General features: G+C 50.9%; 17 protein-coding genes. 12 read left to right on the top strand and 5 right to left on the bottom strand.

Annotated features, from left to right (window positions below; genetic code table 11):
- The first annotated feature begins 53 nt into the window (after positions 1-53).
- Genes FBF24_00960 through FBF24_00970 form a run of 3 tightly spaced genes read left to right on the top strand, consistent with a single transcriptional unit; the run spans position 54 to position 3,701 of the window.
- Positions 54-1,727 (top strand): LytR family transcriptional regulator, encoded by a 1,674-nt coding sequence (locus FBF24_00960; protein ID QCT40462.1) that lies wholly within the window; start codon positions 54-56, stop codon positions 1,725-1,727.
- 20 nt (positions 1,728-1,747) lie between these two features.
- Entirely contained in the window at positions 1,748-2,521 is a 774-nt protein-coding gene (locus FBF24_00965) for a hypothetical protein (protein QCT40463.1), read from the top strand.
- Positions 2,522-2,543: 22 nt separating this feature from the next.
- On the top strand, positions 2,544-3,701 hold the full coding sequence (locus tag FBF24_00970; protein QCT40464.1) for a PDZ domain-containing protein: 1,158 nt from the start codon (positions 2,544-2,546) through the stop codon (positions 3,699-3,701).
- Here the strand turns inward: FBF24_00970 and prmC are convergent.
- Positions 3,675-4,499: a peptide chain release factor N(5)-glutamine methyltransferase gene (gene prmC, locus FBF24_00975; protein ID QCT40465.1), complete on the bottom strand. Its 825-nt coding sequence runs from the start codon at positions 4,497-4,499 to the stop codon at positions 3,675-3,677. The two genes, FBF24_00970 and prmC, sit on opposite strands and share 27 nt — an antisense overlap.
- A 137-nt stretch (positions 4,500-4,636) precedes the next feature.
- Here prmC and FBF24_00980 point away from each other — a divergent pair, with 137 nt between their 5' ends.
- A complete protein-coding gene (locus FBF24_00980; protein QCT40466.1) occupies positions 4,637-5,074 on the top strand; it encodes a hypothetical protein in 438 nt (145 codons plus the stop codon).
- A gap of 21 nt (positions 5,075-5,095) precedes the next feature.
- Here FBF24_00980 and FBF24_00985 read toward each other — a convergent pair whose 3' ends face one another.
- Positions 5,096-6,163 (bottom strand): peptide chain release factor 1, encoded by a 1,068-nt coding sequence (locus tag FBF24_00985; protein QCT40467.1) that lies wholly within the window; start codon positions 6,161-6,163, stop codon positions 5,096-5,098.
- 389 nt (positions 6,164-6,552) lie between these two features.
- Between FBF24_00985 and FBF24_00990 the strand changes: the two genes are divergently transcribed.
- Positions 6,553-7,080: a hypothetical protein gene (locus tag FBF24_00990; GenBank protein QCT40468.1), complete on the top strand. Its 528-nt coding sequence runs from the start codon at positions 6,553-6,555 to the stop codon at positions 7,078-7,080.
- A gap of 85 nt (positions 7,081-7,165) precedes the next feature.
- Here FBF24_00990 and FBF24_00995 read toward each other — a convergent pair whose 3' ends face one another.
- The gene (locus FBF24_00995) at positions 7,166-7,552 is read right to left on the bottom strand and encodes a type B 50S ribosomal protein L31 (protein QCT40469.1); all 387 of its coding nucleotides are present in this window, start codon (positions 7,550-7,552) and stop codon (positions 7,166-7,168) included.
- A 203-nt stretch (positions 7,553-7,755) separates the two neighbouring features.
- Between FBF24_00995 and FBF24_01000 the strand changes: the two genes are divergently transcribed.
- The 3 genes from FBF24_01000 to tsf all read left to right on the top strand — a co-directional run bounded on the left by FBF24_01000 (position 7,756) and on the right by tsf (position 9,906).
- Positions 7,756-8,472, top strand: a complete 717-nt coding sequence (locus FBF24_01000; GenBank protein QCT40470.1) for a hypothetical protein — start codon at positions 7,756-7,758, stop codon at positions 8,470-8,472.
- Positions 8,473-8,579: 107 nt separating this feature from the next.
- Positions 8,580-9,308, top strand: coding sequence for a 30S ribosomal protein S2 (gene rpsB, locus FBF24_01005; GenBank protein ID QCT40471.1), 729 nt, complete (start codon positions 8,580-8,582; stop codon positions 9,306-9,308).
- 1 nt (position 9,309) lies between these two features.
- Positions 9,310-9,906 (top strand): translation elongation factor Ts, encoded by a 597-nt coding sequence (tsf, locus tag FBF24_01010; GenBank protein ID QCT40472.1) that lies wholly within the window; start codon positions 9,310-9,312, stop codon positions 9,904-9,906.
- Between the two features lie 51 nt (positions 9,907-9,957).
- On the opposite strand, the gene recF is transcribed toward tsf, so the two are convergent.
- Together recF and FBF24_01020 are read right to left on the bottom strand one after the other, a co-directional pair.
- Complete coding sequence (gene recF, locus FBF24_01015) at positions 9,958-11,013, bottom strand: DNA replication and repair protein RecF (GenBank protein QCT40473.1); 1,056 nt, start codon at positions 11,011-11,013, stop codon at positions 9,958-9,960.
- 14 nt (positions 11,014-11,027) lie between these two features.
- Positions 11,028-11,684, bottom strand: a complete 657-nt coding sequence (locus FBF24_01020) for a hypothetical protein (protein QCT40474.1) — start codon at positions 11,682-11,684, stop codon at positions 11,028-11,030.
- A 121-nt stretch (positions 11,685-11,805) separates the two neighbouring features.
- Between FBF24_01020 and FBF24_01025 the strand changes: the two genes are divergently transcribed.
- The 4 genes from FBF24_01025 to FBF24_01040 are packed head-to-tail and all read left to right on the top strand — an operon-like array spanning position 11,806 to position 14,633.
- Positions 11,806-12,360 (top strand): ribosome recycling factor, encoded by a 555-nt coding sequence (locus tag FBF24_01025; protein QCT40475.1) that lies wholly within the window; start codon positions 11,806-11,808, stop codon positions 12,358-12,360.
- Positions 12,360-12,776: a hypothetical protein gene (locus FBF24_01030; protein ID QCT40476.1), complete on the top strand. Its 417-nt coding sequence runs from the start codon at positions 12,360-12,362 to the stop codon at positions 12,774-12,776. The genes FBF24_01025 and FBF24_01030 overlap by 1 nt, the downstream gene beginning before the upstream one ends.
- Positions 12,769-13,464 (top strand): di-trans,poly-cis-decaprenylcistransferase, encoded by a 696-nt coding sequence (uppS, locus tag FBF24_01035; GenBank protein ID QCT40477.1) that lies wholly within the window; start codon positions 12,769-12,771, stop codon positions 13,462-13,464. Before FBF24_01030 ends, uppS begins: the two co-directional genes overlap by 8 nt.
- Positions 13,465-13,466: 2 nt before the next feature.
- Positions 13,467-14,633: a PDZ domain-containing protein gene (locus FBF24_01040; protein ID QCT40478.1), complete on the top strand. Its 1,167-nt coding sequence runs from the start codon at positions 13,467-13,469 to the stop codon at positions 14,631-14,633.
- The last annotated feature ends 2 nt before the right edge of the window (positions 14,634-14,635 follow it).

A 14,635-nucleotide genomic window follows, 5' to 3' on the forward strand; every position in this document is an offset into this window, starting at 1 on the left:
GCGGCGAAAACCAAAAGCTTGATCAATAGAGAAGTGTGCTATAATAAGGAGCAGTGAAAATTTCAAATAGGAATTCGGTCGATGGATTTGTACCGCGGAGGGCTCAGCGGTCTCGTTTGGGTGGTGTGTCGCCAGAGCAGGTAGCCGCTCATCCTCGTCGGGTGGAGCAGTCTACCCCACAGATACTTGGGCAGCAGCCGGTCCAATTGCCGCGCCAGTCGCTGTCACAAGCTGATCGGGTGCGCCTCGCGACTTCGTCAACTGCTGATATTGACGAAGATATCAGCGATTCGCTCAAAGATCTTGACCTCCAAAAGCCCGAAACACCTCGCGAAAAGCGCAAGAAATCGCATAAAAAACGTCGCAAGCTAAAGATTATTATCCTGGTGATCGTGGCGCTGATAATTCTGGTGGGTGGATTTTTGCTGTACAAGGCGTGGGTCAATGCGGGGCGAGTGTTTGGTGGTGGTAGCCTGATTGATTTGTTTCAGAATCAGCCGCTGAAAGTGGATGCACACGGGCGAAGTAACATGCTGATTCTCGGTACGACGGATGACGACCCGGAGCACCCGGGCGCGACATTGACTGACTCGATGATGGTGCTCAGTATTGATCAGAAGAAACACGACGCCTATATGTTCAGCATTCCGCGCGACCTATACGTGCAGTTTGGGCGGGTTTGTAATTCTGGTAGCGCAGGCAAGATCAATGAGTATTTTGACTGTATTGCCAAGGGTAATGATGAGCAAGCCGAGAGAAAGCGGATGGAGGCCAGTCGCGAGTTCGTCGGCAAGATTTTCGGCATGGATCTACAGTATGTAGCGCATGTTAACGCTCAGGTGATCAAGGATGCGGTTAATGCAGTTGGTGGCGTGACAGTTAATGTCCAGAGTGATGATCCGCGTGGCGTGTTTGACCCAAGTGTTGACTGGATGTGTCGGGAGAAGGGTCTGTCGGCAGAGCAGCGGAAACGACGCTGTCCGACGGGGCACTACATTCATTTCAAGAATGGGCCAAATGAGATGGACGGTGACAAGGCGCTGTATTTCTCGCGAGCGCGTGGTGCGCTGGGCGGTTCGTATGGGCTGGATAAGTCGAACTTTGACCGCGAGAAAAACCAACAGTTGGTGCTGATGGCGCTCAAGAACAAGGCGGCCTCGACAGGTACGCTGACTGATCTTGGCAAGGTGACGGCGCTGATGGACGCCATGGGTAAGAACTTACGCACTAACGTTGACGCCAAGGAAGTTCGTACGGTGATGGATGTTGCCTCCAAGATAAAAGATTCTGACATTCACCGTCTCAGCTTTATTGAAAAAGATAATGTCTTGCTCGGTACGAGTAGTGTTGGTGGCGCCAGCGTGGTCGTGCCAACGGCTGGCCAGTTTGATTATTCGCAAATTCGATCATTTATCAAGGTGGAAATATACGGTGATGCACTCGCTAAGGAAAAGGCGCGCGTCCTGGTGCTCAATGGCAGTGGCGTGGTCGGAGCCGCCAAATCCGAAGCTGATCGCCTAAAGGCGGCATCGCTCAACGTGGTGAGCGTCGGCAATTCACCACAGAAAATTACCGAAAAGTATAAGGTTTATCAGCTGGAGTCAGGCAAGTCTAAGCAGGCTTCTGCCAACAAGATTAAAGAACTGTATGGTGTAACATTAACCGAAGGTAAACCGCCATTTAACCTGCCAGCCGAAGCTGACTTCGTGGTGATAATCGGGCCGTAATTTGGTATAATAGGGTGGCAATGGAGTTTCTGAAAAAAACAGCCAGGCGACGGTCGCTTCTCAGTAATATTGCTTATTACGCGCTCAATCTAGGGATGGTGGCAGTCTTGTTCTGGATGTCGCAGGAGATTCATTATCCGTTGGCGGCGATTGTGCTGGTGCTACTAAGTAAGTGGCGGACATTGTCGGTGCGCCCTAAGTTTTGGCTAACGAATATTCAAGGAAGTCTGGTTGACGTAGTGGTTGGTCTCGGTGTGGTGGCGCTGATGTACGCGCCGCAGGCGACGTTGGAGCTACGAATCGCACTAGCGGTATTTTATGCAGCGTGGCTTGTTGCCATCAAGCCGCTGTCAAAGCGCTGGCAGATGACGCTGCAGGCGGGACTCGCGGTGTTTATCGGTACGGCAGCGCTGTTTGCAGTGTCACATGAATGGCCGGCCGCGGTGGTCGTGTTGGGTGCGCTAATTATTGGCTATGGTACGGCTCGGCATTTTCTATCGACGTTTCGTGAGGAGCAGATTACTGTACTCAGTCTAGCCTGGGGGCTGGTGTTTGCGGAGATTGGCTGGCTGGCGCATTACTGGACGTTTGGCTATGCGCTGCTTGGGGTAAACGCGCTGCAACTACCACAGGCGACGATTATCTTTATACTGCTGTCATTCGTAGCTGAGCGTGTTTATACTTCTTGGCATAAGCATAAAACGATCGTTGTTGCTGAAGTTGCTGGCCCAGCTATCTTGGCGTCGGCACTCATCCTAACTATCTTACTATTCTTTAACTCGGTGACACTATAAATTATAAAATTGGAGTAAACCTATGGAGCAAGAAGCGAATCTAACCAACCAGCCAAAACCGAACCGCCGCAAGAAGATTGCGCTGATAAGTATATGTATCATTGCGGGCATATGGCTGGCGTTTGGTTCAGCGGCATTTGGGTCGTGGTTAACGCTTCAGTTGACGAAGCAATCTCCACAGCCGGTGGCTGATGGCAACCGGGTTATATCGCGAGACGAAGCCGATGTTAGCGAGGTGGTGCAGCGCGTTTCTAAAAGCGTAGTCTCAATTGTTACAACCAAAAACGGTCGGTCCTTTTCGTATAGCGACGTGCGGCAGGGTGCTGGTACGGGCATTATCATTAGTAAGGACGGTTATATTTTGACAAATAAGCATGTTGTTAAGGACGCTGATCGTGTTGAAATTGTGAGCAGCGACGGCACGCAATATACCGATGTTAAGTTTGTTGGAGCCGACCCACTCAACGACGTGGCATTTCTCAAGATTAACGGCGTTAATGATCTGCCAGCGGCCACCCTGGGTGACTCAGGTACCGTTCGTGTCGGTCAGAAAGTGATTGCAATCGGCAATTCATTGGGTCGTTACCAAAATACTGTGACGATGGGTATCATCTCGGGCAAGGGTCGGCCGGTTCAGGCGTCCACTAGCGAGCGGAGCGGCGAAGCCGAGAGCTTGACTGATTTGCTCCAGACCGACGCCGCGATTAACCCGGGCAATTCTGGTGGGCCACTCCTCAACATGTCGGGCCAGGTTATCGGCATCAACACAGCGATTGTCTCGGATGCACAAAGCGTAGGTTTTGCGATTCCGATCGGTGCTGCCAAGGGGCTAGTCCGCAGCGTGTTGGCATCTGGAAAAATTCAGAAATCGTATATCGGCGTGCGATATATCGCTATCACGCCTGAGGTGCGTGCCGAGTATAAACTATCCGCCAAAAGCGGCGCCTATGTCGGTGGTTCACGCGACAAATCGGCGGTCGTCGCTGGCGGGCCGGCAGATAAAGCAGGCATCAAGGACGGCGACGTCATTACCAAGGTGAATGACAAGCTAATCGGCGAGCAGGGTGGCCTCGGCAGTCTTGTTTCTGAGTTCTTGCCGGGCGAGACAGTAGAACTGACTATCCTGCGCGACGGCAAGGAACAGAAGGTCAAGCTAACGCTTGGTGCTTACAAAGCGTAGGACGATGATAAAGCCGCGCGTCTCTACCTCGTGAAAGCCGTGGTGCCTTGCTTGATGGAGAATTGCCTGGTGCTGTCGCGGGTCGGCCTCTAGAAAGAGCAGACCGCCCGCTGTTATGTGGCGCGGCGCTTGCTCAATCAGTGTCTCGATCAACCTCAGCCCATTATCCGCTGCGAATAACGCCTCGGCGGGTTCGTGGCGCAGTTCTGGTGAAACATCCCAGTCCCGATCAACATACGGCAGATTAGCAAAGATATAATCTACCGGCTCAATCTGCCCGGAAAGGAGCGATTGTTGCTGTAGCGTCACCCGCGCCTGCAAATTGCTCGCGTTTTTCTCGGCAACTTTTAAGGCTCGCGGACTAATGTCAGATAGAATAACCCGCAGGGACGGTCGCTCTAGCGCCGCTGTAATACCGAGGCAGCCCGAACCAGTACCAACATCAATCAGCGTCTTTGGCGCGATTTCACCGGCTGTCAGCGCCAAGAACAGAATAATCATCTCCTCCGACTCCGGCCGCGGCACCAGGACAGCTGGCGAAACAATAAATTTCCGTCCGTAAAATTCCTTACAACCCAAAATATATGCCATCGGTACTCGATCAAGCCGCAGGCTCAGCCTGGCATCGGCGATATCAACCCGTCGCGGATCAATCTCCTCATCCAGGTGCGCATGAAGGTACGTCCGGTTTTTCCGCAAGGTGTTAGCCAGTATCAGCTCGGCGTCCAACCGCGCCGATGTGATACCGGTAGCTTTTAACCGTTTAGCGGCGTTCTTTAGCCAGGTTGCTATATTCATGTTGTTAATTATACTACATAGCTAGGAATGAGTAAAGTGGTTGTGGTTGCAAAATAGCTAGAAAGTTGTAAAAAGTATTGACAAATCAAGAGAGAGAGAGAGTAATATACGATTCGTGCAACAAATTATATTTTTAAATGAAAGGATGTGAACACGTGGCACATTATAATCCTGACTACTATAATGGCTATAACAGCAGTCTCTATCTTACTGACGACCCAAATGATTTTGAGCTTCAACAGGATCTTTTTCTTGAAGAGGGAGAGAAGTACCTTGAAGGAGTGGATACAGGCTTTACTGAACTCCCCATCTCAGCCCCTCCTGGCTTTGATGGCCCTGAGTTGGATGCGAGGCGTAGGGCACGCCTAGTGAGAGAATCAGATAGTGAAGATCATGCTGCTGCTGGTCTTCCTGAGCTACCTTATTACGCTTCTCAGCAGGTACGGGAAGAGATTATTGCGCAATTGAAAGATATCTACAAGAGAGAATATGCCGAGGGAATAATGTACCCTAAACGGAAACAGCAGATACTCGCAAGAATTGCCCTATTACGCGATGCAGATGACAATCAATAATTAACGGGTAGGTGGGTCACGCTAGGTAGTGTTCTTCGCCTTCAACTCCCGCTCGTACCGCTGCAGTTGCTCAATCAAATCGTCAATATCCCCGTTCATCGCCGCGGGGATATTGCTGCGGCTGTAGTGAATGCGGTGGTCGGTGATGCGGTCTTGCGGGAAATTGTAGGTGCGGATTTTTTCGGAGCGGTCGCCAGTGCCGACTAGCGAACGCCGTTCAGCGCTTAATTTAGCATTCTCCTCATCAATTTTCATCTGCAGCAAGCGCGAACGCAGCACGCTCATGGCTTTTTCGCGGTTCTTGATCTGCGATTTTTCGTCTTGGTTAGTGACGATGATGCCAGTCGGCAGGTGAGTGATGCGCACTGCTGAATCGGTAGTGTTGACACTCTGACCGCCATGGCCACTGGAGCGGTAAATATCGATGCGTAGATCATTGGCGTTGATTTCAACATCGGTTTCCTCGGCTTCTGGTAACACCGCTACGGTGACGGTGGAAGTGTGGACGCGGCCTTGGCTTTCGGTGACTGGGATACGCTGGACGCGGTGGACGCCGCCTTCAAATTTCAATTTGGCATATGGCGCATCGCCCTTGACCATGAAAATAACCTCTTTGTAACCGCCAGAATCGTTGGCGGATTCGCTAATCAGCTCGGTTTTATAGCCGTTAGCTTCGCACCAGCGTAGATACATGCGGTATAATTCCGCCGCGAATAACGAGGCTTCGTCGCCGCCAGCGCCAGCGCGGATTTCTATGATGATGTTTTTCTCGTCGTTTGGATCTTTGGGTGTCAGTAAGATAAACAACTCTTCTTCCAGCTCTGACAGACGCGCTTCAGTTTCAGTGATTTCAGCTTTTGCCAATTCTGCCAATTCGCCGCCATCATTCGCTAATTCTTTGGCATCACGTAGATTTTGCTCTAACGTTGCTCGCTCTTCGCCCTTGGCAATAAGCGTCTCCAGTTCTGAGAACCGCTTATTTTTACTTGTGAAATCCGGCGAGCCATACGCGTCGGGACGCGCCAAAAAATCACCCAGCGCTGCCCGCTCCGCCTTCAACGCCTCGAGGTCGAGAGAGATTTTTGTCATATGGATTATTATAGCATATTGGTGGGGGGTGGCGGGCTTACTAGTAAAATACCGATAGTATGATAAAATACTTGACAAATAAAGAAAAATAGAGTAATATGTAGACCATTGGTACATCACGTATTGCAGTAGCAAAGATAAGGAAAATAAAAATTATGGCCAAATCATTAAAATGTACAATCAATGGAGCTTTCGGGACAAACTTTGGGCGGGTTCGTAATGTCGAGAAGGCCTAGGAGATAGCACAAGAAGAAAATGCTGAACATACACGCCGGCAGACGGAAAGGAAGTTAGCGAGTTTAGCCCTTGACGAGCCGCGCATAGCAGAACTGAAAGATGGCTCAGGCCTCCCAGAGACAAAGGTGGGGTCCCCTGAGTTTGTTGCTAAGATGGTTACAAGTGCCAGTGAGTATATATTAAAGAAGAAAGGCGATGCCTCGACAGAGAAGTGGCTACCAGCGATGTATGACCTTTCATCTCTAGCTGAGGAGATGATAGTGAAGCAGGTTTCGCGTTACGGTGATTTTATCGCTAAGGGGCTCAACGGTGGATCGATTATTGGTATGGTTGAGGAGCGTAGCGTTGGAGGTACGGATCATGACGCTCGGCGTGTTCGCACGTCAACTGCTTATGACTCCACGACGGGCTTGATAAAGGAGGTTGAACTCACAAATTACCTACGAAGAGAGAAGGACGGTCGTGGGTATACTGGTGATTATGAGGTGACAAAAACTGACGGTGCTATACGATGGATTTCGCCTGATGGTATCGTCGAATATGTTGCTATTGATGAAAATGGCGTGCGGCAACCAGGTACGTTGTATCGGAGGGACGTGGGAGGGCTGGCGTATCTACGGAGGCTTGAGCATATGATGGAGCACTTTAATAACGGACTCAAAGAAGCTAGCAAGAGCTAGCATAGACCGACGTAACGCAGCCTAATGTAATAGCTCCGTTTTGGCGGAGCTATTACGTGATACCAAAAGTATTGATAAGTTAGGGCTATTTCTTAACCTTCTTAGTTTTTACTTTAGGTGCAGCCGCTTTCTTCTTCGTGTCGTCTGTGTCATCGTCTGCTGCCTTGGCGGCTTTTTTGGCGGCAGCCTTCTTGGCTTTGTTGGCTAGGGCTGCCTTGCGAGCCTCGGCGGCTGCTTGGCGTGCCTTGAACCGGTCAACGCGACCCTCGGTGTCGATGATCTTTTCTTCGCCGGTGAAGAATGGGTGCGAGGCGCTAGAGATGTGCACCTTGACAAGTGGATAGGTTTTGCCATCTTCCCAAACGATGGTATCCGTGGTTTGCGCTGTTGACTGGGTCAAGAACGCGAAGCCCGCTTGATCGTCGCTAAATACGACTGGGCGATAGTTCTGTGGGTGAATACTGCTTTTCATAACCTTGGTATTTTAGCAAAAAAGCACGGGTATTGCAAATACCGCCACCAGTGCAGCTGCATACTGGAGCTATACTCGTCGTTTGGCAAGGGCTGTTCAACAATTATGCTTGTAAATCATCAAAAATATTGTAATATACTTGACAAATCAAGAGAGAGAGTATAGTTGACTCCGATAGCTAAAAAACCAAGGAGTTACACGACATGGACAAGGGAAGGCAGCCAAATATTTGGGGTAGGCATAATCTCAACCAGTTGGCAGAGGAAGCGTTTCGGCGCAATAAGGAAAAAGAAAGGGCGCAGGTTGTTGGTGAAATACTAGATTACCCGGATGGCTGCGAGGAAGGTGATATTAATCCTTTTAGTGGCAATGCATTATCGCGTCTTAGTAATGCACTTGAGAAAGCTCTTGACGTGAGCCTATCTCCTGGGGCTTGTGGTACTGTTAGTGTAAAACTGTTTAATCCCCACGAACGTGTCGTCGACAACTCTCTTGTCGTGCCAATGGAAGTAAATACTTCAGTTGTAGCGCTTGATGCTTATGGGCCTGGCTCTGTTGGGAGAGACGGGTCAAAGGTTGGTTCGATCTTATTGTTTAAGGTCGCGGGAAACCTTATTAAGGAGCCGGCGCCAGGTATAACTGCAAAGGACTTAGCGTGGGGTGAGAACTGTGTATTTGGTGCTTTTGTGGATGGCGACGCAATTAACTATTTTGAAATTGGTCAAACAAGTGGTGATGTAGTTCAATCAGAATTACGTCGCAATGATCCGACGGAGGAGAATGGTCAATCTGTCGAGATGCAGGTTGTGAAACCGGGGCAGGATCGACTTATTGTTCAAAAGCTCTCTTCTTCAAGTGATGAGGTCTTCGAGCTTGAGCAAGAGTTAGAGAAGTTCATGGTATCTCGCTCTGCTCAGTAACTGATTGCTTTTGGTGTCGACTCGTGTTAAAATGACGAGGCAACTAAATATAACGACACAGCTCGCCGCAGCTCCAAAAGCGGCGGGCGAGGAAAAGGAGTAATCTAATGTCTGTAACAGTAGACATGAAAGCTTTGTTTGAGGCTGGTGTTCATTTCGGACACAAGACCAGTCGCTGGCACCCAAAGATGGCGCCATACATCCATTCAAAACGCCAAGATAGCCATATCATTGATTTGGCAAAGACGGCTGAGGCGCTAGAGAGAGCGCTGCCGGAGTTGACGAAAATTGCCGCTAGCGGTAAAAAGGTGCTTTTCGTCGGTACGAAAAAACAAGCCAAGGATGTGGTGCGTCAAGCGGCCGAGGGTATCAACCAGCCGTACGTGGTTGAACGCTGGATCGGCGGTATGCTGACCAACGGCGCAACGATTGCTCAGCAGATCAAGAAGTTGAAGAACCTCGAGAAGCGTATGGCGTCGGGTGACCTCGAAAAGCGCTACAACAAGCTAGAGGTGCAGCGCTTCCAGGAGGAAATTGATAACCTGAATTTCAAATACGGTGGCATTAAGAACTTGATGGGTAAGCCAGGCGCCGTGGTCGTGGTTGACGCGCTGACTGATGCGAACGCAGTGTGCGAGGCAGAGGCTCTGGGCGTGCCGGTGTTTGCCGTGGTTGATACTAATGTCAATCCAACGGGTATTGATTACGTCATCCCAGGCAACGACGATGCGATCAAGAGCATCCAGCAGCTGCTTGACTACTTCACGGCAGCTGTAGCTGAGGGTGCGGGTAGCGTGAAAGCTGAAGAAAAACCAGTGAAAAAAGAGGAGAAATAGGATGGGAGTTTCAGTTGACGACATTAAAAAGCTGCGCGAATTGACTGGCGTGGGCTTGACTGATGCAAAGAAGGCGCTGGTCGAGACTGATGGCGATTTTGACAAGGCGCTGGAGGCGATGCGTAAAAAAGGCTTGACCAAAGCCGAGAAAAAGGGTGACCGCGAGGCGCGTGAGGGCTTGATTGAGGGCTATGTGCACTCGGGTCGAATTGGCGTGGTGGTTGAAGTGAACTGTGAGACCGACTTCGTGGCGCGGCTGGATGATTTCAAGACGTTGGCGCACGAAATTGCCATGCAAATTGCAGCCATGAGTCCGAAGTATGTTTCCGAGGCGGACATTTCGGCTGAGGAAATGGAGCGGGTTAGGACAGAGCTAATGGCCAGCGAGGCGCTAGCAAGTAAGCCTGAAGAGATGCGCGAGAAGATTGTTGAAGGTCAATTGAAAAAGCATTTTGTCGAACAAGTATTAATGAGCCAGGCGTACATCTTGGATGACTCTAAGACAGTTGAGCAGCACGTCAAGGAAGCGATCGCTAAGCTCGGCGAAAACATCGTGGTGCGTCAGTTTAGGCGAATCGAGCTGGGTGTGAGCGAGTAACATCGTTACGCTTTGGCTCAGCATGATAAATCCCGCCAAAATGGCGGGATTTTAGCGTGTTGAGATTATCAGGCAATCATCCCTCTGGTGGCGGGCGTCGGTGGTGGTGACTACGAATTGATGATGTTGGATGGTTTCTTGGAGGAGTTTTTCGCGAGTGGCATCTAGTTCAGAAAACACATCATCCAGGAGGATGAGCGGCCGCGATTGGCTAGCTTTTGTCTGCAGTTCCAGCTCGAGCAGTTTGAAAGCCAGCATAATAGTACGCATTTCACCGCGTGAGGCAACTTTGATGGCCGGCTGGTTGTGGAGGAAAGTAGTAAAATCTTCGCGGTGTGGTCCGGCCGAGGTGTGGCCTGTAGCGATCTCATAGTCGCGGGCACGCTGTAGGCGATCAAGGAGCGACTGTTCGTATCGATCAAGCGATGCACTGGCTTGATAAGCAGCTGCAAAAGCTGTCTTGCGTCCCGCCAGCGCTGCATATAAACTACTCAGCGCCGCCTCGTGCTTAGTCAAGAATTTAGCGCGAGCCTGGGCGATGTGGGTCGCTAGCTGGACGAACTTAATGTCCCAGGCAAAGAGATGATCACGCCAGTTTTGGGTTGTCTCGTGGGGGTGTTTGAGTAGTTCATTACGTTGTAACAAGGTTCGGTGAAAGGCGCGGAGAGTGGTGTCGTACTGAGTATCCAACCGTGACAACATGCCATCCAAAAAATCCCGTCGCCGCGATGGCGAGGAGGAAATGAGTCGTAGCTCGCTCGGCTCAAACAGAACGACCGGCAGGCGATGTTTGCGGGGAAGGAGTTTGCTGCGGCTATCGTTAATCGTAAATTCTTTGCTTATCGTGCCGTCAGCCGTGCGGAGCAGCTGGAGGCGTCGAGAGGTGTTATCGGTTTCGAGGTAGATGATGGTTTGCGTTTGGTCGTGCTGCATACAGTCAGCAAGGCTGCCACGAAAGCTGCTACCGCGGAGGGCGACATATATCGCTTCGAGCAAGTTTGTCTTGCCCGTACCGTTTGGTCCAACGATGACGGTGCCGCTCGGTGCGAGCGTTGTCTCATAGAGGCCGTAGGAGCGAAAATGATATAGTTTGATTTGTGTTATCACTGATGATAATTATATCACGCGGCTTCTTCTGGCGAGGTTAGTTCCGCATAAGGATCGGCTACCCGTCGGAGATTTTTTTGGTCTTCTGGATCAATGAGTCCTGGATGAGAGAGAATGCTATGTTTGATTTGGGTTTCATGCAGCGAAAGTGGACGTTGCATATTTCTATATTCGGGCGGTAGGTCTTGCTCGTTACCACTAGTAATATCGTTTTCGATGACACATTCCCACGTGTCGGGTGCGCTCTCGATGAGCTTGACGTGGTGAGTGCCGGTGACGCCCAGGTAATCAATAGGTACTGGCGGAAATTCAATGGTTACTCGTGGTGTTTCGGGGTGCTCCTCCATATACCAGTCTTCTGCACGGCAGATGGTGAATTCCTGTCCCCCGTACCTAACTTTTACGGTCTTAAAGCCATTGGGGTGTTCCTTGTCGGCATCAAGAGTCTTATTATTCTCAGCAGCGATCGCGGTAGCCTCACCGAAGAACTCACGACTTTCGTCTTGGTCGCCTGGTGTTTCCACGTCGCCGGTAGGTTCGTTAATACCATCCGGGAGATTACCGTAAAGGTCTGCATTATAGCCACTGTTGCGTGCTGCAACTTCCTCAGGACTAAGCAGTGACGCTTCCGTCTCTCCAGTTTGCGTTAGTCGCTCAATATCGCAGGCCATCTTCTAAGTTTTTATTTAGTTATACGTTAACGTTTTAATTTTAGCATGAATGTTTGGATAAGTCAAGCAGACAACCTTGCCACTAGTCTGTTATAATGGATGACAGATAACGGGAGGAAATATGTTTGACACACAACCATATGAGGATAAAATGGCGCAGGCGTTTAGTCATTTTCAGGACGAGCTAAAAAAGGTGCGGACGGGCCGGGCGCATGCCGGAATGCTGGACGGCGTGATGGTAGAGGCGTACGGGACGCGGATGCCGCTGAACCAGGTGGCAAATGTGACGGCGCCGGAGGCGCAGATGCTGCTGGTGACGCCATTTGATCCGAGTAATATTACGGCGATTTCGGCAGCGATTCGCGATAATCAGAGTTTGGGCTTTAATCCGTCCGATGACGGGCGAGTGGTGCGCGTGCCGGTGCCGGCATTGACCGAGGAGCGCCGCAAGCAATTAGTCAAGCAAGTGAGCGAAAAGGTCGAAGAAGCGCGGATCGCTATGCGAACAATTCGCCAGGATGCTCTGAAGGATGCCAAGCGGATGAAGGATGCCAAGGAGCTTGGCGAGGATGATTATAAGCGAGTCGAGAAGGAGATTGATGCGCTGATGAGTAAGGTGCAGGCACAAATTGACGAAGCGTTTAAGGCAAAAGAAAAGGATGTGTTGACGGTTTGATGAATCAGACGTTTGCCAAGCGCGTAAAAGAGTTAGGGCTGCCGCTGGATCAGATCATTATCATTGGTAGCGGTATTTTGGATCAATTAGGAATCCGCCAGTCTATTGATATTGATGTGGCAGCTCGTAGCGAGGTGCTGGAAAAGCTTGCTCATGATGATGGCTGGATTGAAAAAGTCGATAAACATCAACGCCAGTATTTGGTGAAGTGTGATGGATCAGTGGAAGTTTGGGATGGCTGGGAGATTGACGGGCGAGTCGTTGAGTACGACGAGCTACTGGACTACGCGGTGGAATATGACGGTGTGAAGTTTGTCAATCTAGATTTTCTGCGCCGCTGGAAAAACTGGCGCGGGCGCGAAAAAGATATACAGGATGTGAGGTTGATTGATGAGTGGAGGGTGAAACATGAGTGAAAAAACGGAATTGCCGAGGCACGTTGGCTTTATCGTTGACGGTAATCGCCGCTGGGCGAAGCAGCACGGCCTGCCAGCGTATGAGGGACATTTGGCGGGATACAATAGTCTGAAGGATGTGCTACTAGAGACGTTGCGCCGTGGCGTCAAGTATGCCAGCGCGTATGTGTTCAGTACAGAAAATTGGAAGCGCTCCGAGGAGGAGGTCGGGCATTTGATGGGTCTGCTACTCAAGGTGCTGGAGTCGGACGTGCCAATATTTTTGGAGCATAATGTGCGGATGCGGGTGATTGGTTCACGCGAGGGGCTGTCAGAGACCTTACGAAAAGCGATTGAGCGAGCCGAGGAGCGAACGCGGAATTTGACGGGTGGTGAGCTGCTTTTGTGCCTCAATTACGGCGGACATTTGGAAATTGCCGACGCGGTTAAAAAAATTGTTCAGTCGGGCGTGGCGGCCGAAGCTGTGACGCCAGAACTGATCGCTCAGAACTTATATGCGCCAGAAGTACCGCCGTGTGACCTTATTGTGCGAACAAGCGGCGAACAGCGATTGAGTAATTTCATGCTGTGGCGGGCGGCATATAGCGAGCTAATGTTCATCGAGAAAAACTGGCCAGACATGACAACAAAAGATGTGGAGTTCATTCTGGACGAGTACAAAAAACGTAATCGGCGCTTTGGAGGGTAATAATGGTGTTCATTGGAATTTTGGTTGGGCTGATCATACTGGTTTTATTGGTAGTGGTGCATGAATTGGGTCACGCGATCGTGGCGCGGCGTAATGGTGTGGTGGTTGAGGAATTCGGTATCGGCTTCCCACCGGCTGCAAAAAAATGGCGGCCTAAAAAGAGCTTTCTCGGCAAGAATGTGGTGTTTAGTCTAAACTGGTTGCCGCTCGGCGGGTTCGTCAAGCTGAAGGGTGAATACGATTCGGCCGAGGGCGCGGGGACGTATGGCGGCGCTACCTTTTGGGTAAAGACCAAGATTTTGCTAGCTGGCGTGATGATGAATTGGCTGACGGCCGTCGTGCTGTTCATGATATTGGCGCTCGTGGGGATGCCAAAAATTTTACCACAGCAAGCGGTGCTGCCGTTTGATTCGCGGGTGGAGCGTTCGGCGTTGACGGTGGCGCGAGTGACGCCAGGTTCGCCAGCGGAGAAAGTTGGCCTTCAGCGTGGCGATGAGGTGCGAAAGATCGGCGATCATAATGTGGCAACACCAGCGGAGCTGTCGGCAGCTACAAAAGCGCAAGCTGGTCGCGAAGTCACGATTGAGCTGGTGCGCGGCGGTCAGACACTCACCAAGCAGGTCAAATTGCAAACTGCCGACCAAGCAAAAAATGGCGGCTATCTCGGTGTCGGCCCGCAACAGACGCAGACGATTCACAGTACTTGGTCGGCGCCAATCGCAGCAGTGGTGACTACGGGGCAATTGACGTATGAGACGGTGGCGGGCGTTGGCTCGATCCTTGTAAAAACGATCAACGGGACGATCGGGCAGTTATTTGGTTCGCCAGAATCTCGCCAGGCGGCCAAGGCTGATCTGGCGGCAGTTGGCGAAAGCGTGGCCGGGCCGGTCGGTATCTTGGGTGTGCTGTTTCCGGCGGTGCTGAGCTCTGGTGTGACGCAGATTTTATTGCTGGCGGCAATCATTTCGCTGACGCTAGCGGTGATGAATGTGCTGCCAATTCCGGCGCTGGACGGCGGGCGGTGGTTCACGATGGCGGGCTTTAAATTGTTCAAGAAGAAATTAACCAAAGAGCGTGAGGAAACGATTCAAGGCATCGGTTTTTTGGTGCTAATGGCGCTGACGGTTTTAGTGACATGGAGTGACATCACGAAGGTATTAAGGGGATAAAA

The organism is Candidatus Saccharibacteria bacterium oral taxon 488 (assembly GCA_005697215.1).
Lineage (GTDB): Bacteria > Patescibacteriota > Saccharimonadia > Saccharimonadales > Saccharimonadaceae > Nanosynbacter.